At 40.9% G+C, this 24,545-nt stretch carries 20 protein-coding genes; 11 read left to right on the top strand and 9 right to left on the bottom strand.

The genetic code is table 11. The features are described 5' to 3' along the window. Positions 1-53: 53 nt before the first annotated feature. On the bottom strand, positions 54-2,774 hold the full coding sequence (locus tag BCU91_RS12055) for a TonB-dependent receptor (protein WP_102531555.1): 2,721 nt from the start codon (positions 2,772-2,774) through the stop codon (positions 54-56). 501 nt (positions 2,775-3,275) lie between these two features. Between BCU91_RS12055 and BCU91_RS12050 the strand changes: the two genes are divergently transcribed. The 4 genes from BCU91_RS12050 (at position 3,276) to BCU91_RS12035 (ending at position 10,170) form a co-directional block, all read left to right on the top strand. Next, positions 3,276-4,904: an alpha-glucosidase gene (locus tag BCU91_RS12050; protein ID WP_102531554.1), complete on the top strand. Its 1,629-nt coding sequence runs from the start codon at positions 3,276-3,278 to the stop codon at positions 4,902-4,904. Between the two features lie 130 nt (positions 4,905-5,034). Then, entirely contained in the window at positions 5,035-6,300 is a 1,266-nt protein-coding gene (locus BCU91_RS12045; RefSeq protein WP_102437415.1) for a sugar MFS transporter, read from the top strand. Between the two features lie 161 nt (positions 6,301-6,461). Beyond that, complete coding sequence (locus BCU91_RS12040; RefSeq protein ID WP_102531553.1) at positions 6,462-7,679, top strand: RsmB/NOP family class I SAM-dependent RNA methyltransferase; 1,218 nt, start codon at positions 6,462-6,464, stop codon at positions 7,677-7,679. 250 nt (positions 7,680-7,929) lie between these two features. Continuing rightward, positions 7,930-10,170 (top strand): EAL domain-containing protein, encoded by a 2,241-nt coding sequence (locus BCU91_RS12035; RefSeq protein WP_102531552.1) that lies wholly within the window; start codon positions 7,930-7,932, stop codon positions 10,168-10,170. 25 nt (positions 10,171-10,195) lie between these two features. On the opposite strand, the gene BCU91_RS12030 is transcribed toward BCU91_RS12035, so the two are convergent. Together BCU91_RS12030 and ald are read right to left on the bottom strand one after the other, a co-directional pair. Next, positions 10,196-10,615, bottom strand: a complete 420-nt coding sequence (locus tag BCU91_RS12030) for a secondary thiamine-phosphate synthase enzyme YjbQ (RefSeq protein ID WP_102519571.1) — start codon at positions 10,613-10,615, stop codon at positions 10,196-10,198. Positions 10,616-11,012: 397 nt separating this feature from the next. Next, complete coding sequence (gene ald, locus BCU91_RS12025; RefSeq protein ID WP_102476645.1) at positions 11,013-12,128, bottom strand: alanine dehydrogenase; 1,116 nt, start codon at positions 12,126-12,128, stop codon at positions 11,013-11,015. Between the two features lie 178 nt (positions 12,129-12,306). On the opposite strand from ald, the gene lrp reads away from it, so the two are divergent. The 6 genes from lrp (at position 12,307) to serS (ending at position 19,657) form a co-directional block, all read left to right on the top strand. Further along, positions 12,307-12,813, top strand: a complete 507-nt coding sequence (gene lrp / locus BCU91_RS12020) for a leucine-responsive transcriptional regulator Lrp (RefSeq protein WP_076537850.1) — start codon at positions 12,307-12,309, stop codon at positions 12,811-12,813. Between the two features lie 243 nt (positions 12,814-13,056). After that, positions 13,057-15,825, top strand: coding sequence for a DNA translocase FtsK 4TM domain-containing protein (locus BCU91_RS12015; RefSeq protein ID WP_102531551.1), 2,769 nt, complete (start codon positions 13,057-13,059; stop codon positions 15,823-15,825). Between the two features lie 174 nt (positions 15,826-15,999). Beyond that, a complete protein-coding gene (gene lolA, locus BCU91_RS12010) occupies positions 16,000-16,638 on the top strand; it encodes an outer membrane lipoprotein chaperone LolA (protein WP_102531550.1) in 639 nt (212 codons plus the stop codon). A 6-nt stretch (positions 16,639-16,644) separates the two neighbouring features. Next, the gene (locus tag BCU91_RS12005; protein WP_102531549.1) at positions 16,645-17,976 is read left to right on the top strand and encodes a replication-associated recombination protein A; all 1,332 of its coding nucleotides are present in this window, start codon (positions 16,645-16,647) and stop codon (positions 17,974-17,976) included. Between the two features lies 1 nt (position 17,977). Further along, positions 17,978-18,352, top strand: coding sequence for a fluoride efflux transporter CrcB (gene crcB, locus BCU91_RS12000; RefSeq protein WP_076537957.1), 375 nt, complete (start codon positions 17,978-17,980; stop codon positions 18,350-18,352). A gap of 18 nt (positions 18,353-18,370) precedes the next feature. Further along, on the top strand, positions 18,371-19,657 hold the full coding sequence (gene serS / locus BCU91_RS11995; protein ID WP_102531548.1) for a serine--tRNA ligase: 1,287 nt from the start codon (positions 18,371-18,373) through the stop codon (positions 19,655-19,657). 100 nt (positions 19,658-19,757) lie between these two features. On the opposite strand, the gene BCU91_RS11990 is transcribed toward serS, so the two are convergent. From BCU91_RS11990 to punR, 6 genes are all read right to left on the bottom strand, one after another. After that, complete coding sequence (locus tag BCU91_RS11990) at positions 19,758-20,096, bottom strand: TusE/DsrC/DsvC family sulfur relay protein (protein ID WP_102531547.1); 339 nt, start codon at positions 20,094-20,096, stop codon at positions 19,758-19,760. Further along, positions 20,090-20,380, bottom strand: coding sequence for a sulfurtransferase complex subunit TusB (gene tusB, locus BCU91_RS11985; protein WP_102531546.1), 291 nt, complete (start codon positions 20,378-20,380; stop codon positions 20,090-20,092). Before tusB ends, BCU91_RS11990 begins: the two co-directional genes overlap by 7 nt. After that, positions 20,380-20,736, bottom strand: coding sequence for a sulfurtransferase complex subunit TusC (gene tusC / locus BCU91_RS11980; RefSeq protein WP_102531545.1), 357 nt, complete (start codon positions 20,734-20,736; stop codon positions 20,380-20,382). The genes tusB and tusC overlap by 1 nt, the downstream gene beginning before the upstream one ends. Positions 20,737-20,769: 33 nt before the next feature. After that, positions 20,770-21,159, bottom strand: coding sequence for a sulfurtransferase complex subunit TusD (tusD, locus tag BCU91_RS11975; RefSeq protein ID WP_102437399.1), 390 nt, complete (start codon positions 21,157-21,159; stop codon positions 20,770-20,772). A gap of 97 nt (positions 21,160-21,256) precedes the next feature. After that, complete coding sequence (locus tag BCU91_RS11970) at positions 21,257-21,916, bottom strand: Bax inhibitor-1/YccA family protein (protein ID WP_102437401.1); 660 nt, start codon at positions 21,914-21,916, stop codon at positions 21,257-21,259. Between the two features lie 265 nt (positions 21,917-22,181). Further along, positions 22,182-23,084: a DNA-binding transcriptional activator PunR gene (gene punR / locus BCU91_RS11965; protein WP_102531544.1), complete on the bottom strand. Its 903-nt coding sequence runs from the start codon at positions 23,082-23,084 to the stop codon at positions 22,182-22,184. Between the two features lie 126 nt (positions 23,085-23,210). Here punR and punC point away from each other — a divergent pair, with 126 nt between their 5' ends. Continuing rightward, positions 23,211-24,473, top strand: coding sequence for a purine nucleoside transporter PunC (gene punC, locus BCU91_RS11960; RefSeq protein ID WP_102531543.1), 1,263 nt, complete (start codon positions 23,211-23,213; stop codon positions 24,471-24,473). Positions 24,474-24,545: the final 72 nt, after the last annotated feature.

Here is a 24,545-nt window from a genome sequence, read left to right as displayed (position 1 = left end):
AAAGTAAAAAAGCCCCTGTAACAGGTTACAGAGGCTTATTGGTCATATATAGATTAGAACTTGTAGTTCGCGCCTAACATGTAGTTACGACCATAGTTTTGGTAATCTCGGACGAAACGAGCATCATCACCCGTGTATGAAGTAAATGGCTCATTGGTTAAGTTATTAACCTGTAACAAAACAGATAAACCATATAAGGCATCAATCCCACTTTCAGAGAAATCATAACCAATTTGTGCATCAACCACGGTTTCTGCTTTAACATTAACGTTAACACGGCTTAAGCTGATTGCAGTAACTTCACCTAAGAACTCGCTACGGTAGCGTGAACTAACGCGAGCTTCAAAGCCTGAGTTTTCATAGTAAACCGTCGCATTGAAGGTTTTCTCTGAAAGACCAGGTAAAGTTGTTGGCTCGCTATCAGAGGTTTCTTTAACTTCACTGTCGTTGTATGAACCACTTAATACCGTACCAAAACCTTCTAGCCCATCAGCCCACATACCAAAGTCCATTGAGAATGACGCTTCAATACCTTGAACATAACCACCTTCACCATTCTGTGGTTGAGTGACAACACCAATTGGGTTACCTGGCTGTTCAGGGAAAATGGATCCAAAGTCAAACAGCGACGTTTGGTCATAAACGAAGTTTTCTAAGTCTTTATAGAAAACGGCGATGGCAAAATAACCTTGATCGCTAAAGTAGTTCTCATAGCTGATATCATATTGACGCGCTAACCATGGGCGCAGACTTGTATTACCAGCGCCGCCAGTCCAGTTAACACCATCACTAGGATTAGCATCGTAGCTGAAGTTAACGTTTGCGTTCATTTTATCCATGCGAGCACGGGTCAATGTACGTGCTGCCGCAAAACGTAGCATTTGTCCATCGGCGACCGCTAAACCTAAGTTAAGGCTTGGTAGCCATTCAGTGTAACTATCACTCGCTGTACGTGGTGTTTTAATCACTTCGCCACCATCAACAGTTGCCACAGTGCCGTCGGAACTTTGATCTGTCATTACTGCTTGGACACCAAAATTACCGGTCAATGGTAAATCAAAGAGATCAGTATCTAGGTTTGCTTTAACAAACGCTGTGGTGACTTCCTCATTGATTAACCATGAGTTAGTTGCGCGGCTTAAGTCAACCGTATCCGCATTCGTTTCGGTGTAATTACCGTCGTTATAAAATGCTAAAGAGTCATAACTCAGCATGTCGCCCATACCGAAAAACTCCAAAGAAGTAGGGCTTAACAGGTATTTTTCAGGCACGGTCTGCATGTCTGGGTAATCTTTAAGGGTTAAATAGTAACCTGAATCAAGTTTACTTTTTTCACGCTCTGAGTAATTAACACCAAATTCAACACTGCGTACAGCGCCATCATCAAAAATGTACTCAGCGGTCAATTTAGCTGAGGCTAATTCATCTTCGATTTCAGGTTTGTTAATAAAGCCGTCTTGGCTGTCTGGTCCGAGTGGGTCTCCCCAGCTAAATGGACCACCTAATTTCATTAGGTTAGGATCTGAATAATCAAGGTCATGGCTAAATTTGTATCCGCCTTTACCATCGTACTCAAAACCGAGTTGATCTACTGCACCATTACCGTTACCACGGCCAGTACCGCTATAGCTTTCCATACCAATATCAGTACGCTCAGATTTTGAATAAGCAATATCTGCAGTAACAAGCCAGTTGTCATTGATTGCGAACTTGTTGTTCCAACCCACTGACAAGGATTCAGCATCACGTTTGTTAACGTCGTTACGTAGTACTACAGCTGCGTCATTAATAACGCCTTTGGTCACTAATCCATCTTCATTTTCAGTTGCTGTTACCCCGGTATTACCCCAGCCAGCACCCCATTGACCAGGAATTTCAATACCACGTAAGCGTTGGTCATCAGTAAATTTGGTATAAAAAAGATCTAATTTTGAAATATAAAAATCATTTGGAGCGTATTCGATTACACCTAAAAATCCATCGCGCTCTAATTCAGATGAACGAACAAAAGGTTTTGCGCCACCAAGTACGAATGGATTTGACTCATCGTAATCGAGGTTAGGGTAGCCCCAAGCTTGCCAACGTTCTTCTTGGTTAGGTGATTGCATACGTGCATAACCAAAGGCAATACCAACAGTATCATCAACGAATTGGTCAATGTATGAAATACTGCCACGGTAACCAGTATCAGAAGAGCCACTGTTTAAAGAACCAAGGTCATTTAATTCACCACGTATACCAACTGCGAAAGTTTGCTCGCCATGGGTGAGTGGGCTTATGGTTTGCATATCTACCGTGCCACCAATAGCTTGTGCCATAACTGAGGCATCTGGTGTTTTGTATACCACAACACGATTTAATAATTCAGAAGGGTATTGGTCAAATTCAACACCACGATTATCGTTAACAGATGTTTGTTCACGACCGTTAAGGGTAGCGGTAGTAAAATCTGGCCCCATGCCACGGATTGAGATGACGTTTGCGCGGCCATCAAGGCGCTGAGCTGAAACACCTGGTAGACGTGCAAGTGATTCTGCGATACTGACATCAGGTAATTTACCGATATCTTCTGCAGAAATAGCTTCAACGATTGAAGATGAAGACATTTTTAATGATTGTGATTCTTTTAAACTACGACGAATACCAGTGACTTTTAATACTTCAATTGATTCATCAGCAGTTGCAACATCTTCTGCTTCAGCAGCGTAACCGTACATACTTGTACTGGCAGCTACCATTGCTAACGTTAGTAAGCTTGGTTTAAATAGCGACATCCATCTTTCCCCTTCTGAATGGCCAGCAGCCCTTTTTATAAGGTCGAGCTGCTAGATTTCTATTATTTATAATTACAGTCTTTATAGTATTTTTACTTCAGCTTGCTTAAATGACTGCATAAGCGCTGAGGTTTATTTCCACTTTGTTGCGGAACAGTAAAGATACTACTCCTAGCATTCTTTCATCGACAACGTTATGCATACGTATTCAAAGCTTTTGTAGACTTTAAATGGCCACTTTATTACTTTTTTTTAACATTCAAAAGATAGTTTATGTATTGGTTAAGTTGTTGAATATTAGCATTTAAGTGCTTGGTTTGTATTTTTAAAATTTGTATTAATTCTTTGCATACGTATGCAGCTCTATTGAACCTGATTTCACTATTCACGTATCCTCGAGGCAATTAAATAATAATGACGACCAGTTACTAGGTCGCAACATAGGGTTAACCATGGGTGAGGTAGCTATATGGTTAATGCTTTTATTACAGAGGGCGAGTAATGAGTCAGTTATCATGGTGGCGCGGCGGAGTGATATATCAGGTATATCCACGAAGCTTAATGGATTCAAATAGCGACGGAGTCGGTGATCTACAAGGAATAATTACCAAACTTGATTACATTGCTAGTTTGAATGTTGATGCAATCTGGATATCGCCCTTTTTTAAGTCGCCAATGAAAGATTTTGGTTACGACATCAGTGATTATCTCGATGTTGATCCTATGTTCGGCACAATGGAAGACTTTGACGAACTGATTGAAAAGGCACATAAGCTCAATATCAAAATAGTCATCGATCAGGTATTAAGTCATACATCTGACGAGCATGCCTGGTTTAAGCAAAGTAAATTAAGTCGTGATAACGACAAATCTGATTGGTATGTTTGGGCCGACCCTAAAGAAGATGGCACCGCGCCTAATAACTGGTTAGCTATTTTTGGTGGTTGTGCTTGGGAGTGGGAGCCGCGTCGTCAGCAATATTACTTGCATAACTTCCTAAAAAGTCAGCCTGATTTAAATTTCCATAACCCTGAAGTTCGCGCTGCAGTGCTTGAAAATGTTGATTTTTGGCTTAAAAAAGGCGTTGATGGTTTCCGCTTAGATGCGATTACTTTTTGCTATCACGATGAGCATCTGCGTGATAATCCAGCTAAACCCAAAGATCAACGCCAAGGTCGTGGCTTTAGTGAAGATAACCCTTATGCCTACCAATATCATTATTACAATAATACCCGTCCACAAACTGTCGGCTTTATTGAAGAGCTGCGCGCACTTATTAATCAATACCCAGGCGCCGTGACTTTAGGCGAAGTGTCAGCAGAAGATTCTTTAGCGACCATGGCTGAATATACCCAAGGCGATGATCGTTTGCATATGGCCTATAGTTTTGAGCTATTAACCAATGATTTTAGCGCGGCTTATATTCGCCAAACAGTTGAAGAACTGGAAGCCAGTATTGGTGACGGTTGGCCGTGCTGGGCCATAGGTAATCATGATGTGCAACGCGTTGCGACCCGCTGGGGCAAAGGTGAAACTAATCCCGCCATGGTTAAAATGCTCAATGCGATGTTGTTTTCGCTGCGAGGCAGCGTATGCAGTTATCAAGGTGAAGAATTAGGCTTAACGGAAGCGCCTATTGAGTTCAGTGAGCTGCAAGATCCATTTGGGATTACCTTCTGGCCAATGTTTAAAGGCCGTGATGGCTGCAGAACCCCAATACCGTGGTCGAAAGATCATCAACAAGCGGGTTTTTCTGACAGCAGTAAACCTTGGTTACCTATTCCTGCTGCACATAAAGCCATGGCTGCAGATGTTCAAGAAGCAGATACACAATCCAATCTACATGCTTATCGCCGCTTTTTAAAATGGCGTAAGCAATATCCTGCATTGGTGATGGGTGATATTAGCTTTATTGATGTGGATTCTAACCTTTTGGTATTTGTACGTACCTTTGAAACTCAAAAAATGCTGGTAGTATTTAACTTAGATAATAGTGCCAATACATTTGATGCCTCTGCATATGACATTGTTGCAGTTAAAGATGATCACGGTCTTGAGTCTGCATCTTTGCAAGCTGATGCTAAACTAACATTAAACGCATTTGGAAGTTTCTTCGCATTAATTAAATAATGTAACGATAAAACAGCAGCTTAATCGGTTGCTGTTTTTATATGTGTTGTAGGTTTTTAATAACAAGATTCAGTTGCCAGTAGACATGCTAGTAATTGGTGATAACAACGATAACAAGAGAGTTCATATTATGGCTTCAGCTATTCCAACGGGTTCAACAACAGTTAGCAGTACTGGCGACGGTAGTTACCGTTTCGCACTAGTATCGTTAACCTCACTATTTTTTATGTGGGGATTCATTACCTGTCTTAATGACATACTAATCCCTCATCTAAAGGCGGTATTTTCATTAAGTTACACTGAAGCCATGCTGATTCAGTTTTGTTTTTTTGGCGCTTATTTCTTAGTGTCATTACCTGCTGGCAGTCTGGTTAAAAAGATTGGTTATCAAAAAGGCATTGTGTCCGGTTTAGTTATTGCTAGTATCGGTTGTGCCTTATTTTACCCTGCTGCAGCATTGGAAACTTACGCGTTATTCTTAGGGGCATTGTTTGTATTGGCTTCAGGTATCACCATTTTACAAGTAGCCGCTAATCCTTATGTAAATGCACTAGGCTCTGAAGAAACAGCCTCAAGTCGTTTAAACTTAACCCAAGCCTTTAATGCATTAGGCACCACTGTCGCCCCATATTTTGGCGCTGTGTTGATTTTGTCAGTCGCAACGGGTGCAGTAGGTGAGTTAAGCCATGCACAAGCTGAAGCTGACGTGGTAAAAATGCCATATCTATTTTTATCTGCCACGTTAGCAGTTTTAGCTGTGATTTTTTCACAATTAAAGTTGCCTATTATCCAATCTCATACCGCAGTTGAAACAGATGGTAAGGTTACTTACAAAGGTAAAACCAGCGCGTTGCAAAGCATTCACTTAGTATTGGGCGCGGTGGGCATTTTTGTTTATGTTGGCGCTGAAGTATCAATTGGCAGCTTTTTGGTTAACTTTTTAGGTGAAGAGCACATTGTAGGGCTGCAAGAAGCTGATGCAGCAAAATACATTACCTATTACTGGGGCGGGGCGATGATTGGTCGTTTTATTGGTTCAGCGCTTATGCAAAAAATACCTGCAGGCACCATGTTAGCCTTTAATGGTTTAATGGCTGCGACCTTAGTATTAGTTGCTATTAATACCAGTGGTGAAGTGGCCATGTGGGCAATTTTAGCGGTTGGCTTATTTAACTCCATTATGTTCCCAACTATTTTTAGTTTGGCTTTAAGAGACTTAGGCCCACATACTTCGCAAGGCAGTGGCTTTTTATGTTTAGCGATTGTTGGTGGAGCAATCATCCCATTATTACAAGGGGTAATGGCTGATACCATGGGCATACAACCGGCGTTTATTCTTCCTGTAGTGTGTTATGCATTTATCATATTTTACGGCGCGAAAGGCTCTAAAATGTAACCTTTAAGCTGACGCTTTATATCAGGCAGCCTAACGGCTGCCTTTTTGTTATTTCGCCGCCAATAAATAGGAATCAATACTTGCTTAAAAGGCGGTTAACTCCTATGATCCATGCGCTTTTTCTGTTTTATCTTATTTCTATAACTCGTTGAGATCCCCCAATGCTAACTTACCCGCTCTCAGGCAGTTCATCTGAACTGGTCATTAATGTGTTAACTATGGTGCTAACTGAAGGAAAACCTTTAGATCGCGCTTATTCACATAACTTTTCAGGTATGCAATATCCACCTGCGGAGCTAGCAAGAATTACTCTCGTTACTGGTGATATTTTGCGTCGTTTGAACCTTTACTGCTATTTGGTTGATATCAAAGTAGAAGATATTGAACGTACCGGTTCTAAATTATTAAACGGCTGGCATTTATTCCACGATCTTGATTTACCAAAGATGGAATATGCATTACAAGTTGATAGCGCACAGTTTGCCGAGCGTCTAGAGGTTGCAAAAGCACAACCGGCTTTGTGGGATGGCTGCCCAGAGTGGCTTGACGAGTTAGGTGCTGCGCAACTAGGCGAAAAATGGCCAGCAGAAAGAGCGGCTTTAGCAACAGCGCCAAAACGCTATATTCGCGCTAACAGCTTAAAAGGCACCCGTGAAGAATTAAAGCAACGGTTAACTAAAGAGTTGGTCGCTACTGTAGAGGTTGAAGGCGTTGAAAGTGCGTTAGATATACGTTCAGATTCTGCATTATTCAAAACTGAAGCCTTTAAACAAGGCTATTTTGAACAACAAGATGCCGGCTCGCAGCTCGTTGCTGCTGCAGTTGATGCAAAACCAGGTATGCGAGTTGTTGATGCTTGCGCCGGCGCTGGTGGTAAAACTTTGCACATTGCCGCACAAATGCAAGGTAAAGGTCGTTTACTTGCTATGGATGTTGAGCAATGGAAACTTGATAACCTCAAAATTAGAGCAAGAAGAGCAGGCGCGCATAATGTTGAAACCCGCATTATCGCTAGCAGCAAAACCATTAAACGGATGAAGTTGACTGCTGACAGAGTCCTACTCGATGTACCTTGTTCAGGTTTAGGGGTGTTAAAACGTAACCCAGATTCTAAATGGCGTGACACGCCAGAAAGATTACCGGTATTAGTTGAGCTACAAAAAGACATTTTGCAAAGCTATAGCCGAATGGTAAAAGTGGGCGGAATATTAGTCTACGCTACCTGTTCAATCATGCCTGATGAAAACAGAAATCAAGTTGATGCCTTTTTAGCTGCAAACCCACATTTTACATTATTAGATGATGAATTAATCTTGGTTGCTGAGCATGGTTTTGATGGTTTTTATTTAGCAAGAATGGAACGCATAAGCGAAGTGTAAATTCATTGTTTTAAAATAAAATCATACCGAATAAAAACAGTGCAGTTAGATAACTTCACTGTTTTTTTATGCCTGCGATATATAGCCAATAAATGTAGCATTGCTTTAGTGATAAATGTTAGTGACTAGTCGAAGAGATTCATAATAAACAGATAGTTACTCGCTTAGTGTTGCAATTAACTTTAAGAGTGAATAATCTGCATTAACGGTAAGTAATAAAGTCAGATGGTTTATTCTCAAAAGGAATTTTATGGATAGCGGGCAAACTTTTGCATCACAATCAACAAACTATGATGTGTTAACAACATGTGCTTCTAATAATGACCGTTATAGCCAAATTCTTACCATGCTCTTAGCGGGTTCCCCATTACGAGAAATTCTCCATTCATTAGTCTTATCAATCGAAGCGCAAAAGATTGGCACCAGAGCGTCAGTGCTATTAATGAGCAATGACAAGAAAAGGTTGTTAACCGGAGCGGCCCCCAGTTTACCGGAACAATATAACCAAGCTATTAATGGCATTGAAATTGGGCCGATAGTCGGTTCATGCGGCGCTGCAGCAGCCACCGGCGAAAGAGTTATTGTTGAAGATATCGCCACTCACCCGAATTGGGCACCTTATAAAGAATTGCCGTTAAAGGCAGGGCTAAAAGCTTGCTGGTCAGAACCCATTATCGACTCTACTGGCAACGTATTGGGCACTTTTGCCATGTATTACGATACCCAAAAGTCACCATCAGCATTGGATCTAGAACTGATTCAAGAAGCCGCTCGATTGGCAAGTCTTGCCATTGAACGAAGCCAAGGACTACACCTACAAACACTCACCAGTAAAATATTCAGTAAACTGCCTATGGGCTTATTGATCGTTAACGAAAACAATACCATTTTGTTTATTAACCCTGAGTTTAAAAGTATCTGTGGCGATATTACTGTTGACTCAGAGAGCTTTGAACCAAAGCGCTTTTTCGAACATTCTCAGCAAGAAAATATCACGTCTTTAATGAAAAACCTTGCTATCGGTAAAACTTGGCAAGGTGAGTTAACAGGCCGCAAACGTAATGGCAAGACCTTTGATGCTGAAGTAACGGTAACCTCATTTAGGGATTACCATGGTGAACAAAATTGTTTTTCTTGGTTAATTGCTGATATCAGTGAACACAAAGATGCCAGCAAGCTTATCCATTTTCAGGCTAATAATGATGCATTAACCCGCTTGGCCAATCGTCGTTATTTTGTTGAGAAAATCTATAATTATGTTTGGCAGCAAGAGCGCAGCAAGCAAACTGGGGTAGGTTGCTCAATCATATTGATGGATATTGATAATTTTAAACTGATAAATGACAGCTTAGGTCATGAGTGTGGTGATCGATTATTAATTGAGGTAACCAAAAGATTAGCCCCGCTGTTTCCTGATATGTGCACTTTTGCCCGAATAGCAGGTGATGAATTTGGCGTGTTCATACAAGGTAAAGTGTCTGCAGACGAACTCATTGAACTTGCCAAACAAATCAATCAAGTTGTAAGCGCTGTTTTTTGGCTTGATCGTAAAGCTATCCAAACTTCTATGAGTATTGGTATCTCACGTTATCCTGAAGATTCTACTGAGGTTGATGCTTTAATTAATTGCGCCAGCCAAGCAATGCATAATGCTAAGCTTAAAGGCCGAAATGGTTATCAATTTTTTGATCAAAGCATGCAGAAAAATGCAGAAAGAACCGCTTTTTTAAACATGGAATTAAACAAAGCCTTAAGTCATGATGCTTTTGAACTGTATTTTCAGCCCATTTTGTCGGCTAAATCGACGCATGTTGATAGTGCTGAAGTGTTACTTCGTTGGCCGCTTAATGGTGAGTTTATTTCGCCAGAAGAATTTATACCTATTGCTGAACAATCAGGGCTGATTGTCCCAATCGGCAAATGGATTAGGCGACAAGCGCTAGATTTAATTTATGACTATTGGCAACAAGGACGTGCGATTAGTTTGTCAGTAAATGTCTCTACTAGTGAATTTATCACTGCAGAGTTACAACAATTCATTAGCTTTTTTGAAGAGTATCTGCTGGAAACATCCATAGCAAACTTTCCATTTCATTTATTAAGCATAGAAATAACTGAGTCAGTAATGATGGAGCAGCATGAGAAGGTTGAACAGCTGCTGAGTCGATTAAGAAATTGGGGCATCAAAATTTCAGTGGATGATTTTGGTACCGGCTATTCTTCTCTATCCTATTTAGCTAACTTTCCGGTAGATCAAATCAAAATCGATAAAAGTTTTATTCAAAAAATTGAGCAGGGTCCTAGACATAAGGCGCTAGTGGAAGCAATTACGACCATGAGCCATGCACTTGATTTATCAGTCACTGCAGAAGGTGTTGAAACCCAAGCACAGCTGGATTTTGTTAAGCAAAACAATGTTGATGCTATTCAAGGCTACTATTTCTATAAGCCTTTGCCTAAACAGGCGCTCATCGAATTACTCGCACAATAAATTCAGCAATAGTAATACAGTAAAACTACTCTCCTTGTATTGTGACAAGTAGTTTTCTGCTGCCGCCATGATTGCGATGTTCACCTAAATACAGCCCTTGCCACATTCCTAATGCTAATTGACCATGGGTGATGGGTAGGGTTAATTCACAGCCCAGTAAACTTGATTTTAAATGGGCTGGCATATCGTCACTGCCTTCATAAGTGTGGATGTAATATGGTTCATTCTCTGGCGCCACATTATTAAAGTATGCTTCAAAGTCTTGCCGAACAGTTGGATCTGCATTTTCGTTTACAGTAATGGAAGCTGAGGTGTGTTGCAGCAATATGTGCACTAAGCCAATATCAAACCTTGCTAATTCGGGTAATTGAGTTAATACCTCTTCAGTAATTAAATGAAAGCCACGAGCTTTTGGCTTTAATGATATTTGTTTTTGGTACCACATATAAGTCTGCTTTTAATCGCTATTTTGATGATGAATTGTAGTGAATTTCAGCGATTTGACCAACAGTAGAAAGCACTAATTTTAAACATTGTAGTAGGATAATGAACTGTAAGCATAAAGTATGACTAAAATGACTCATATTAGCCATTGTAATTACTGTAACCCTTGCTGAGTGTTGGCTTGAGGTGCTCACTGGTTTTAATTAATAAACGCTAACTAAAATTGCGCATTTTATTAAGTTAGCAAAGTGCTTGCTCAGTGGTGCTGATAAAGTGAACGATTCTGGATGGATATTGCTTGTAAACAGCTTAAGATACAAATTGTTGCATAATTGTTTAATCCATAAAAAAAGCTGCTCATTGAGCAGCTTTTTAGTACTTAAACCATCAGATATTGATTAGTTTAGCAGGCTTGTTGGCTCGGTAAACTCAAGTGCTAATGCTTCAGCAACTTCTTTACAAACAAGCTTTCCGTGGATGACATTTAAGCCATTTAGTAGGTGCTTATCTTGAAGCAATGCAGACTTATAACCTAAGTTTGCAAGCTTAATAATGTAAGGCAGCGTGGCATTGTTTAATGCAAAAGTAGAGGTGCGAGCCACAGCGCCAGGCATGTTTGCAACACAATAATGAACTACATCATCAACGATATAAGTTGGTTCTTGGTGAGTGGTTGCATGAGATGTTTCAACACAACCACCTTGGTCAATTGCGACATCAACAATTGCGCTGCCAGGCTTCATACGGCTAATCATATCGCGGGTCACAAGTTTTGGCGCAGCAGCGCCAGGAACCAGTACACCACCAATGACTAAGTCTGCTTCTAATACGTGGCGTTCAATGGCATCAGCAGTAGAGTAAATGGCTTTAACTGCAGAACCAAATTGTACATTTAAACGACGTAGAGCATCGATGCTACGATCAAGCACAACCACGTCAGCGCCCATGCCTACAGCCATTTGTGCAGCATTAGTACCGACCATGCCGCCGCCAATAATAACTACTTTGGCTGGTTCAACACCTGGAACACCGCCCAGTAACATACCGCGGCCGCCTAGTGATTTTTCAAGTGCACGCGCGCCTGCTTGAATCGACATACGCCCAGCAACTTCTGACATTGGCGCTAATAAAGGAAGGCCACCACGGTCATCTGTTACGGTTTCATAGGCGATACAAACAGCCTTACTTTTTATCAAATCTTCAGTCTGTGGTAAGTCTGGTGCAAGGTGTAAATAAGTGAATAGAATTTGGTCTTCACGCAGCATGGCGCGCTCAATAGCTTGTGGCTCTTTAACCTTCACTATCATATCTGATTGAGCAAACACTTCAGCTGCGGTTGCTAAGATTTCTGCACCGGCATCAATATAATCTTGGTTAGTAAATCCAATGCCAATACCTGCATCTGATTGAACAAATACATCATGACCTTTAATTGTTAATTCACGAACGCTTGAAGGAACCATACCAACACGGTATTCATGGTTTTTGATTTCAGTAGGGATACCAATAATCATTTTGAGCCTCTAATTGATTTTTACTCGTTTTTACGAGCCAGTAGTTATTATATTCGATGACCTGAACGTGCTTATTTCAGGGAAGTCTAGTATAGTGCCCCTGACGCAGTTTATGCTGCTAAACTTTACACATTAAAAGATGAATATGTTGTTTTTGTGCTAAAGCAAGGTTAATAATATGGCAAATAATAAGAAAAATTCTGTGAAAGATTTAGATCGGATTGACCGTAATATCCTCAACGAACTTCAGATTGATGGTCGCATATCAAATGTGGAGTTATCTAAGCGTGTTGGCCTGAGTCCAACACCATGTTTAGAACGAGTTAAACGTCTTGAGAAACAAGGATACATTAATGGCTACACTGCATTAGTTAATCCTCATTACTTAGGTGCATCGTTACTTGTATTTGTGGAAATCACCTTAACTCGAGATACCCCTGATATTTTTGAACGCTTTAACAAAGCCGTTCAGTTGTTAGATGATATTCAAGAATGTCATTTGGTTTCTGGCGATTTTGATTACCTACTAAAAACCCGCGTATCAGATATGTCAGCTTATCGTCGTTTGTTAGGTGAGACATTACTTAAGTTACCATCAGTTTCTGATACTCGTACTTATGTGGTTATGGAAGAAGTTAAGCAAACTAATAAAGTTGCCTTAAATTTATTAGCTGATACTTACTAAATTTAATAACCAATAAAAATAAAGGGCACTGCCCTTTATTTTTTTACCAAAAATTTACAGCAAGCTTAATCTTAGGCTTAAAAGTAACCAACTTAAGCCAGATTAAAATTATTTATCTTCTACAGTCATCTATCTGAAAACATTAGGTTGAGCTTGGCATCCGCGCGTTGCATAATCACTGCATACACATTGATATTCTGTTATTGTTATCATTCTTTTTAAATCTTATTTGGGTGTTTTCGTTTGTCTCAGGGAAATAGTCTTCAAACACTTAGTGGCCTTCAGCGTCTTTTGGAAGGTGGGTTGATCATTTGTTGCATGACTGCAACTTATATTCTTATTGCACTTAGCAGCTTCGATCCTAATGATCCCGGCTGGAGCCAGTCGCATTTCCAAGGTGAAATCAGTAATCTAACTGGCGCAGTTGGCGCATGGACAGCAGATGTTCTATTTTATTTTTTCGGCTTCATAGCCTATCTCATACCAATAATTATTGCTGCTTCTGGCTGGTTCATTTTTAATCGTACTCACAAGCTGTTTGAAATCGACTATTTTTCTGTCGGTTTAAGGATTATCGGTTTTTTACTGGTGGTATTTGCATTGGCAGCGTTAGCGAGTATGAATGCCGATGACATGTATGTATTTTCTGCTGGCGGAGTGGCAGGGGATGTGATCAGCCAAGCAATGATGCCTTACTTTAATAACCTTGGAACAACTTTATTACTGCTATGTTTTATCGGCGCAGGCTTTACTTTAACTACCGGTATAAGCTGGCTAACCGTTATTGAAAGTACAGGTCTAGCCACTATTTGGTGTGTTAAAAAGATCATTAGTATCCCAAGTTATTTATCAGCTAGTAACGAAACCGAAGATACCCGCGGCTTTATGTCTGTCGTTGATAAATTTAAACAGGACCGTGGTGACGATGCTGGCAACGTAAAGCATGACAAAGCTGAGCTTGATGCTGCAGCAATTGATCTCACTAGTATGCCGCATAATGAGGCTGAAGTTACTGCAGCAATAGAAACTGATGAATTAGAAGAAAAACCCTCTCTTTTCAGCCGTATTAAATCGAAAGTGAAACCCAGTCGCGACAAAGAAGAAACTAATTTGGCAGGTGACTTAGAGCAAGATGTAGAGCCAAGCTTTGGCGCTGAAATAGACCATGAGGCTAAATTAACGCCACATAATGGTAGACTTGAACCCAAATTAAACGCCAGCAATGATCACCAAGACGATGATAATTTAACCCCAGCTTGGATCGCATCAGGGGATGCCCCCGCAGCTGATTTCACACAAGCGAATCATCATTTAAGTGAACAGTCTGAGGCTCATGTTAGTCATAGCGACTCGTTAGGTGAAGCATTCAGTCAAGCTAATAGCACAGGTGCAACAGCGACCTCGCAGCCAAACCCTGCCACTACAAAAGCTGTTGAGCAAGCGCGTATTGTTGAAGGAATTGTGGTGTTGCCAGGCCAAGAACCCCAAATAGTTTATGGCCAAACTAAAGTTGAAATGCCGCCACTGCCAAGTATCACCTTATTAGATGTACCTGATAGAAAAGAAAACCCAATTACCAAAGAAGAACTAGATATTGTCGCGAGGTTGGTTGAAACTAAGCTGGCTGACTTTAATATTGTCGCTAATGTTGTTGGGGTATTCCCAGGCCCTGTGGTGACTCGATTTGAACTTGAATTAGCCCCTGGTGTCAAAGCCTCAAAAATCACTAATTTGTCGAAAGATTTAGCCCGTTCATTGTTAGCAGAAAGTGTCCGCGTTGTTGAGGTTATTCCAGGTAAAGCCTTTGTGGGTCTTGAATTGCCTAATAAATTCCGTGAAACGGTATTTATGCGCGATGTTTTAGACTCTAAAACCTTTGAAGAAAGTAAATCTGATTTATCCATGGTGCTGGGACAAGATATTGCTGGCGATCCCGTGGTGGTTGATTTAGGTAAAATGCCGCATTTATTAGTTGCCGGTACTACAGGTTCGGGTAAGTCAGTTGGCGTCAACGTGATGATCACCAGTATCTTGTATAAGTCTGGTCCTGATGATGTGCGCTTTATCATGATTGATCCGAAAATGTTGGAGCTTTCCGTATATGGCGGTATTCCACATTTGTTATGTGAAGTCGTCACCGATATGAAAGAAGCGGCTAATGCACTACGTTGGTGTGTTGGTGAAATGGAGCGACGTTACAAGTTAATGTCAGCGCTTGGCGTACGTAATTTAAAAGGTTATAACGCTAAAATTAAATCAGCCATAGAAGCAGGTGAACCGATAGTTGACCCATTATGGAAGTCATCTGAAAGTATGGATGAACAGGCCCCTGAGTTAGAAAAATTACCCTCTATTGTGGTAGTGGTCGATGAATTTGCTGACATGATTATGATTGTCGGTAAAAAGGTTGAAGAGCTGATTGCCCGTATTGCGCAAAAGGCCCGTGCAGCGGGTATACACTTAATCTTAGCCACCCAAAGACCTTCAGTGGATGTCATTACTGGTTTGATTAAAGCAAACGTGCCAACACGTATCGCTTTTCAAGTGTCATCAAGAATTGACTCTAGAACCATTTTAGATCAGCAAGGCGCAGAAACACTACTCGGTATGGGTGATATGCTGTACTTGCCACCAGGTACCAGCGTACCTATTCGTGTCCATGGTGCTTTCATTGACGATCATGAAGTCCATAAAGTCGTTGCAGACTGGCATGCTCGTGGTAAGCCACGTTATATTGAAGAAATCCTTAATGGCGTCAGTGAAGGTGAGCAAGTATTGCTGCCTGGTGAAGCTGCAGAATCTGATGATGATACTGATCAGTTATATGATGAAGCGGTTGCGTTTGTCACTGAAACCCGCAGAGGTTCAATTTCAAGTGTGCAGCGTAAGTTTAAAATTGGTTATAACCGCGCGGCGCGGATTATCGAAATGATGGAAACCCAGGGGATTGTCAGTACACAAGGTCATAATGGTAATCGTGAGGTTTTAGCTCCTCCGCCACCGAGAAACTAACCTCGGACCGAACATAACAATCACTGCGCTTATAGCCAGTTTGGCCAAATAAACCGTTATAATGAAGCCATTAATAATCAACCTTATAAAGAAAAAGCCTTAGTGACAAAAAGCATAGCCACTAGCCTTAAAAGTTTATCGCTAAGAATTAGCAATACAGTATTAGGAATTTATATGAACAAGCGTTTTGCTGTTGTTACAGCCTTAGCATTATTATTGTCAGGCAACGCGTTAGCTGATGAATCAGCTCAATTGCGTGATCGCTTAGCCAAAGCCGATTCATTAAAAGCTGATTTTACCCAGCAAGTTACCGATATAAACAATAAAGTCATTCAGTCAGGTAAAGGGGTATTTGCCCTTGCTTATCCAAACAAATTTTACTGGCATTTAACTGAGCCTGATGAGTCGCTCATTGTGGCTGACGGTAAAGATTTATGGATTTATAACCCTTTTGCTGAAGAAGTTTCAGTCATGGATTTTGCTGATGCTATCGACGCGTCGCCAATGGCGTTGCTGGTGCACCGTGATGAAACTACCTGGTCTCAATATCGTGTTGAACAAATTCAGCCAGAGTCAGGTAAAGCTTGTTATTCCATTAAGCCCACAGCGGATGATTCAAGTGTGGTGACTGTCACTGTGTGTTTCAATGAGGCAGAGCTTACTGATTTTAATTTGTTAGATGAGCAAGGCAATTACAGTCAGTTCACGTTATCAAATCAAACCAAGGTTGCGGCAGACGAAAACGGCTTATTCGAATTTACCGTACCAGCAAACGTTGATATTGACGATCAACGTTCAAGCCTAGTTCAGTAGGTTATAGTGTCTACTTTAGGTTTCGATTTTGCCCCAGACTTTCGTCCTTTAGCCGCGAGAATGCGCCCAAGGGATATAAGTGAGTATGTTGGGCAGCAGCATTTACTCGGTAAAGGTCAACCATTGCGCCAAGCACTTGAGGCCAATCGAGCTCACTCTATGTTGTTATGGGGCCCTCCTGGCACAGGTAAAACCACCTTAGCTGAATTGGTGGCGCATTATGTCAATGCCCATGTAGAGCGCATTTCGGCGGTTACCTCAGGGGTTAAAGAAATTCGCGCCGCCATTGAGCAAGCTAAAGCGGTAGCACAGAGCCGGGGTCAGCGTACATTATTGTTTGTGGACGAAGTCCATAGATTTAATAAAAGCCAACAAGATGCGTTTTTACCTTTTATCGAAGACGGTACTGTTATTTTTGTTGGCGCGACCACTGAAAACCCATCTTTTGAGCTCAATAACGCCTTATTGTCTCGTGCCAGAGTTTATTTAATCAATCGCTTAGATGGCGATGATATTGCCGCGATTATCAATCAAGCATTAATGGATACTGAGCGTGGTTTTGGTAAACGTGGTTTTACTATTCCTGAAACAGTAATGCAGCAGTTAGCTTCAATTAGTGATGGTGATGCGCGCAAAGCATTAAATTTACTCGAGTTAATGAGTGACTTGGTTGCTGATAACGGTGAATTTACTCAAGAGATGCTGACGCAAGTCGCTGGGCATCAAATGGCCGCTTATGATAAAAATGGCGATCAATTTTATGATTTGATTTCTGCGGTGCATAAGTCCGTGAGAGGCTCAGCTCCTGATGCTGCTTTGTATTGGTATTGTCGAATACTTGAAGGCGGCGGCGATCCTCTCTATGTAGCACGTAGACTATTAGCCATTGCCTCTGAAGATGTTGGGAACGCCGATCCTACTGCAATGAATATTGCGCTTAATGCTTGGGATTGTTATCACCGCGTTGGTCCTGCTGAAGGTGAGCGTGCTATCGCCCAAGCGATTGTTTACTTGGCCAGTGCGCCAAAAAGTAATGCGGTTTACACCGCCTTTAAAGCAGCAAGAATGCTTGCAAGCGAAACAGGGCATGAATCAGTGCCAGATCACTTACGTAACGCACCGACTCAATTGATGAAAAATATGGGTTTAGGGGCAGGGTATCGCTATGCTCATGATGAACCAGGTGCCTACGCAAATGGGGAGAATTACTTCCCTGAGTCAATAAAAGATAGCCAATTGTATTATCCAACCGAGCGCGGCTTTGAAAAAAGAATCAAAGACAAACTTGCCCATTTAGCAGAACTAGACCGAACCAGTGAGGTAAAGCGCTATGATTAGCATGAGCAATATCATGTTTGTGGCCCTTGGTGGTTCAATTGGGGCTGTTTTTCGTTATCTAATCTCAATTTTCATGCTTCAGCTATTTGGAAGCAGTTTCCCTTTTGGTACACTGTTGGTAAATGTATTGGGATCATTTTTGATGGGTGTGGTTTATGCCATTGGTCAAGCCAGCCAGTTAAGTCCTGAATTAAAAGCCATGATAGGTGTTGGATTGTTAGGCGCCTTAACGACTTTTTCTACTTTTTCCAATGAAACATTATTGCTAATGCAAGAAGGTCTTTTTGCAAAAGCTATTCTCAACGTGTTGTTGAACGTTGTACTGTGTATTTTCATGGTATATGTCGGTCAGCAGCTAGTTTTTTCTCGCATTTAACTATTAAGAATATAAAACATGTTAGATCCAAAATTTTTGCGTAACGAACTTGAAGTCACCGCTGAGCTGTTAGCTAAGCGTGGGTTTATCCTTGATATTAGCCGCCTTACCGCTTTAGAAGAAAAGCGTAAGTCGCTACAAGTGGCCACAGAAGAATTGCAAGCATCCCGAAATGCAATTTCTAAGTCCATTGGTCAAGCAAAGGGTCGTGGTGAAGATGTCAGTGAAATCATGGCTAAAGTAGGGGACTTAGGTACTCAACTGGATGCGAAAAAATCTGAACTAGCTGAACTATTAGCTGAGTTAAATGCTATTGCTATGAGCATGCCTAACTTACCAGATGATGCAGTACCAGCAGGTGCTGATGAAAATGATAACGTTGAAGTCCGCACTTGGGGCGAGCCAACTAAGTTTGATTTTGAAGTTAAAGATCATTTAGATCTTGGCGAAAACTTAGATGGATTGGATTTTAAGAGTGCAGTAAAAATTACAGGCTCTCGCTTCATTGTAATGAAAGGCCAAATCGCGCGTCTAAACCGCGCAGTTGGACAGTACATGCTAGATCTTCACACAGAAAACCACGGTTACTCAGAAATGTATGTACCGTTATTAGTGAATGAAGAAAGTTTATTAGGTACTGGTCAGCTACCTAAGTTTGGTGAAGATTTATTTCACACCAAACCAGCAACAGAAGAAGGTCAAGGCTTAAGCTTAATTCCGACAGCCGAAGTACCATTAACCAATATGGTGCGTGACACTATCGTTGAAGAAGCTAATTTGCCTCTTAAAATGACTGCACTAACTTCATGTTTCCGTAGTGAAGCTGGATCTTATGGCCGTGATACACGTGGCCTTATTCGTCAGCATCAGTTTGATAAAGTTGAACTTGTTCAAATTGTTAAGCCTGAAGATTCAATGAATGCGTTAGAGGAACTAACGGGTCATGCTGAAAAAGTATTAGAAGGGCTAGGGCTTCCATATCGTACTATGATTTTATGTACTGGCGATATGGGTTTTGGCGCTTCGAAAACATACGACCTTGAAGTGTGGTTACCTGCGCAAAATACTTACCGCGAAATCTCTTCTTGTTCAAACATGAAAGACTTCCAAGCGCGTCGTATGCAAGCGCGCTACCGTGGTGTTAATGACAAGAAACCAACTTTGGTTCATACCTTAAACGGTTCTGGTCTTGCTGTTGGTCGTACAGTAGTTGCTATCCTTGAAAACTACCAAAATGCTGATGGTTCTATTACCGTGCCTGACGTATTACGTCCGTATATGCGCGGGCTAGAAAAAATAGGCTAAGTCTTCGCTAGCGTTTACGCGTTATCTGAGCATAAAAAAAACCAAACATCATGTTTGGTTTTTTTATGCCGTAAATTTAGCAAGTCTGCTTACATGATAGTTAAAGGCACTTAGCGGGTTTTGGTAAGCCTGCGATTTTTGTCGCCTGTTTAGCCGGGCCAATAGGAAAGAGGGTATACAGGTATTTTGAATTACCTTTATCAGGCCCTAACGTCTGACCTATGGCTTTCACTAGCACGCGGATAGCAGGGCTTGTCTTGTATTCAAGATAAAAGTTACGTACAAAATTAACCACTTCCCAATGTTGCTCGGTTAATACTATATCTTCACCTGCAGCCAAAATAATTGCCATATCAGGTTGCCAATCAGCAACGTTTTTTAAATAACCTTGAGCATCAACTTCTATTTGTTGCCCATTAAATTCAATTGAATTTACCAAGTAATCACCTTCGTGTGTTTCAATGTAGCCAGTACAAGCTGGTCATAATCAATAATTGAGATATTAGCGCTGCTAGGTAAAAGTGCTGTTAAGCCTCGAGCTTGTATATCTTCAGATAATATATAAATCTGTATATCTAGCAATTTTTGCTGCCAATGGCTTTGTAATAAGCAATTAATCGCATCGTCAGCAAGGATGATACTGTCTTCACTAGCGATATAACGTAAGCAGCAATTTAGCGCGTTGTCAGTGGTGGCTGAGGTTTGAATGTGATGTAAAATCATTAGTAAACCACCACTTCATGACTTTGTGCTAATAATTGCTTAATGGCGTTGCTATCAGCTAATAGCGCCTCAAAATTAAACTTGTCTTCAGTGATGCCAAATTGTTTTGCTGACTGCTCACACACTAAAACGGTTTCAATATCATAAATATTGAGTGCTTTAAACGTCGACAGGTAATCTTTACTGCCGACTAATTCAGGTTGCTGATCAGCTAGCAGGTGCAGCACAGCTTCATCAGTAAAAACCACGCTAACTTGTTGCTCAAAACTGGCACTGAGTAACGCAAAGTCTAAGCCTTCACGGCTGGAACTATTGCCCAATGGGCTTTGTCTGAAAATAACGCAAATTTGCTTCATGTGGTTACCTTGCCAAGCAATTTAAAATCAGCATTAAAAGCACACTAATCGATCTGATGTTTCAATACCTGTGACCAGCTCACCTAAACCACCCATTTCAAATGGGGCGCTAGAATTGAACTGTGATTTAGTGTTTTCGATGGCATCTTGCTGTGACAACACACCGCGGCGCAGCGCTGCTGACACACAATTTATCAACTGAATATTGTGTTCAGTTGCCAAGTTTTTCCATGCTTGGTGCAAGTCATATTCATCAGAGGCAGGACAGATTAATTGGCTACTATTAGTCACGCCGTCTTGATAAAAGAAAATACGCGTAACTTGATGGCCTAATGACAATACACTTGTCGTAAAGCGCAGCGCTCTAAAGCTCGCTGTTGAGCCATAAACCGTGCCATTAACTTGGATAATAAATTTATTCATAACAATAAAAAATGGCTCCTGTAAGGGAGCCATTTTAGCGTAGTAAGCCGATTAATCACAAGGTCAGAACCAAATGAATAATCAAGTAACTTAACGCCTAGTCATCATTACCCATGCCCATCAAGTGTAATAGCGCCATGAATAGGTTGATGAAGTTTAAGAACAACGAAATCGTTGCACGGATATAGTTAGTTTCGCCACCATTTACAATACGGCTTGTATCATAAAGGATTAAGCCTACCATCAACATTGCTACAGCAGCTTGAATAGCCATAAATGCAACACTGTTACCAACAAACATGTTGATCAGTGATGCGCCTATAACCACAATCAGACCAGCAAAAAGGAAGCCGCCCATGAAGTTGAAATCTTTCTTAGTGCTAATTGCATAAGCTGATAAAGAAATGAAGATAACTGAGGTTAAGCCAAACGCTTGCATAATAAGTTCAGGGCCGTTAGCTAAACCTGCGTAGTGGTTTAAAATGTATCCTAATGATGCACCTTGCATACCCGTAAAGGCAAAAATCCATGCAAGCCCTGAAGCATTGTCTGCTTTTTTCAGGGTCACCATCATCACCACGATACTACCAAGTGATAGTCCGATTGACATGAAAGGGCCAATGTTCATCATCATTGCTACACCAGCCATTACAGCGGCAAAGGCAAGCGTCATCGACAATAGCATGTAGGTATTTTTGATAAGTTTATTGGTTTCCATCGTTGTAGCTTGATGGCCCGATAAAGTTTGTTGATTCATAACAGTCTCCATAGACTCGAAAAAAACTGTAATGACGCAATAGAGTCACTACAAAAGATATTTATTAAATTATTTAGATTTATAATACCTTAGCTTTAACACAGCTTAAAGGTATATAAGTGTCACTGTCATGTTAACTATTATTTAATGACACATGTTCATATAAAAAATTGTCCTAAACAACATTTTTACTAAGAAAGCTGAACTGAACATTAAATTATCATTACAACTTGTTAATAATGTCATCAAGATGCTGGCTTTGTGGTTATGCGAGCCACTCTTGATGTAACTTATCGGTATCACCTAAGTATTCTAAAACCCACTCAAGTGCAGGTGACATCTTTTCTTGATTCCACGCTAAACAGCAAGGGCTTGCATTTCTTGGATGTTCTAAGGTTTTTTCAATTAATACCCCAGAGTCGATAAAGGGTTTTGCAAGGTTTCTAGGCATATAGCCGATACCTGAGCCATCACGGAAACAATTGAACGCTCTTATCCAGTCTGGTACCACTAATCGCCGCTGATTGGCCAGCAACCAAGTTGTGCGTTTGGGTATTTCCCTTGAAGTATCTTCTAAACAAATAGAGGGATAGATGCGTAATTCATCGTCTGTTAATGGGCGATCAATTTCTGCTAGAGGGTGGTTACGACTGACTAAAAACGACCATTGAATCTCGCGCATATCTTTATACTGATATACGCCGCCCACAGGGATAGCTGTGGTTGCACCTATGGCGATGTCACTGCGACCTGTTGCTAATGCTTCCCAGACCCCATTAAACACCTCAATACGGATGATGAGTTCAACATCGTCAAAGTGACGATAAAAGTCTGCAATTAGTACACTAATACGATCAGCGCGGACAATATTGTCTAAAGCGATAGATAGAGTCGGTTGCCAGCCATTAGCGACACGTTGAGTGCTACGCTTTAGGTCATTCATGTCACCTAATAGCTCTCTTGCGTGGGCGACAAAATGTTTACCGGGGTCCGTTAAGCTGACACTGCGATGATGCCTTTCAAACAAAATGACACCAAGTTCATCTTCGATTTGTTTTACGGCATAACTGACTGCTGAAGGAACTTTGTGTAATTGATTGGCTGCTGCCGTGAAACTACCTAAGCGAGCGACAATGTCGATCATTTCCAATGCTTGTTCTGAAAGCATAGCTTGCTGTCCTTTGCTGTGAAAATTTATGAATGCAGTCATCAAAACTAAACGTTTCACATTGCTTTTGCAAGTGATTAGACTGCACGCTGATTTTTAATTAAGCCACTTTCGGACACTTTTTTTATGAAAAAAGCATCATCTACCTCTGCCAATGTGCAGTACTTTATTTTATTAGGCTACTTAGCACTGTTAAGTATGCTGGGCTTTATTGCCACCGACATGTATTTACCTGCATTTCAAAACATAGCTGACTCATTTGATACCAGCTTAAACAACGTCGCTTTTTCATTAACGACTTTCTTAGCGGGTTTAGCTATCGGCCAATTACTTTATGGTCCATTAGTTGAAAAAGTAGGCAAACAAAAAGCCTTAATAATTGGTTTAGTTATCTTTGCAGCAGCCAGCGCCTTAATTGTCGCCAGTAACTCGATTATTATGCTTAATATCGCACGTTTTTTCCAAGCGTTAGGTGCCTGTAGTGCTGGTGTAATTTGGCAAGCTATTGTCGTTGAAAAATATGATGCTGAAAAAGCGCAAAAAGTGTTTTCAAACATCATGCCTTTAGTTGCGCTATCACCTGCTGTTGCACCTCTCATTGGTGCATCAATTGTTGATACATTTGGCTGGAGAGCAGTTTTCATTACTTTAGCAATACTTGCGGTTTTGCTTATCGTTATGACCAAGCTGTTAGTTGCACCAGAGAACAAACAAGCAGAACCAGAAGATAATATCAGCTATAAAACCATCTTAAAAAACACCCGGTTTTTAGGTAACGTGGTTATATTTGGTGCATTGTCTGCAGCATTCTTTAGTTATTTAACGGTATGGCCAAGTGTAATGATTAAATTTGGTTATGAAGCTAAAGCCATTGGCTTGAGCTTTATTCCACAAACCATCATGTTTATCGTAGGTGGTTACATGAGCAAAGTACTTGTTAAAAAATTCGGTACCACACAGGCGCTTAATTATTTATTGGGACTGTTTTTCTTCTGTGTTGCAACCATTGCAATAGCGACTTTGGTAATCCCAATGGAATCAATTTATCCGCTATTGGTAACCTTCTCATTACTTGCTGCAGCTAACGGTGCGACTTATCCTTTGGTCGTCAACAATGCCTTACAGCAGTTCAGTAAAAATGCCACCAAAGCTGCAGGTTTACAAAACTTCCTTCAGATTGGTATGGCGTTCGGCGCATCAAGTATTGTCGCGATGTTCGTACAATATAATGAAGTGACTATCGGTTTAGGTATCGTATTGAGTGCTGTTGTTGCTTACTTAGGCTATTTATTGTCAAAGCATGATAGTTGGGCTTCAGTAACAAATAACTTCATAAAGCCAGATCCTGCTAGCATCGCACTTCACGCTAATAAAAACAGCGCAGATTGATGCTAACTTAAGCAAACAGTAAAGAATCTTAAATTTATGCTTTACAGCAGCGAGTGAGATAGCTATTATCTC

The sequence above is a fragment of the Shewanella sp. 10N.286.52.B9 genome (assembly GCF_002873635.1).
Classification (GTDB): Bacteria; Pseudomonadota; Gammaproteobacteria; order Enterobacterales; family Shewanellaceae; genus Shewanella.
This window is presented reverse-complemented; position numbering and strand designations above follow the sequence as displayed.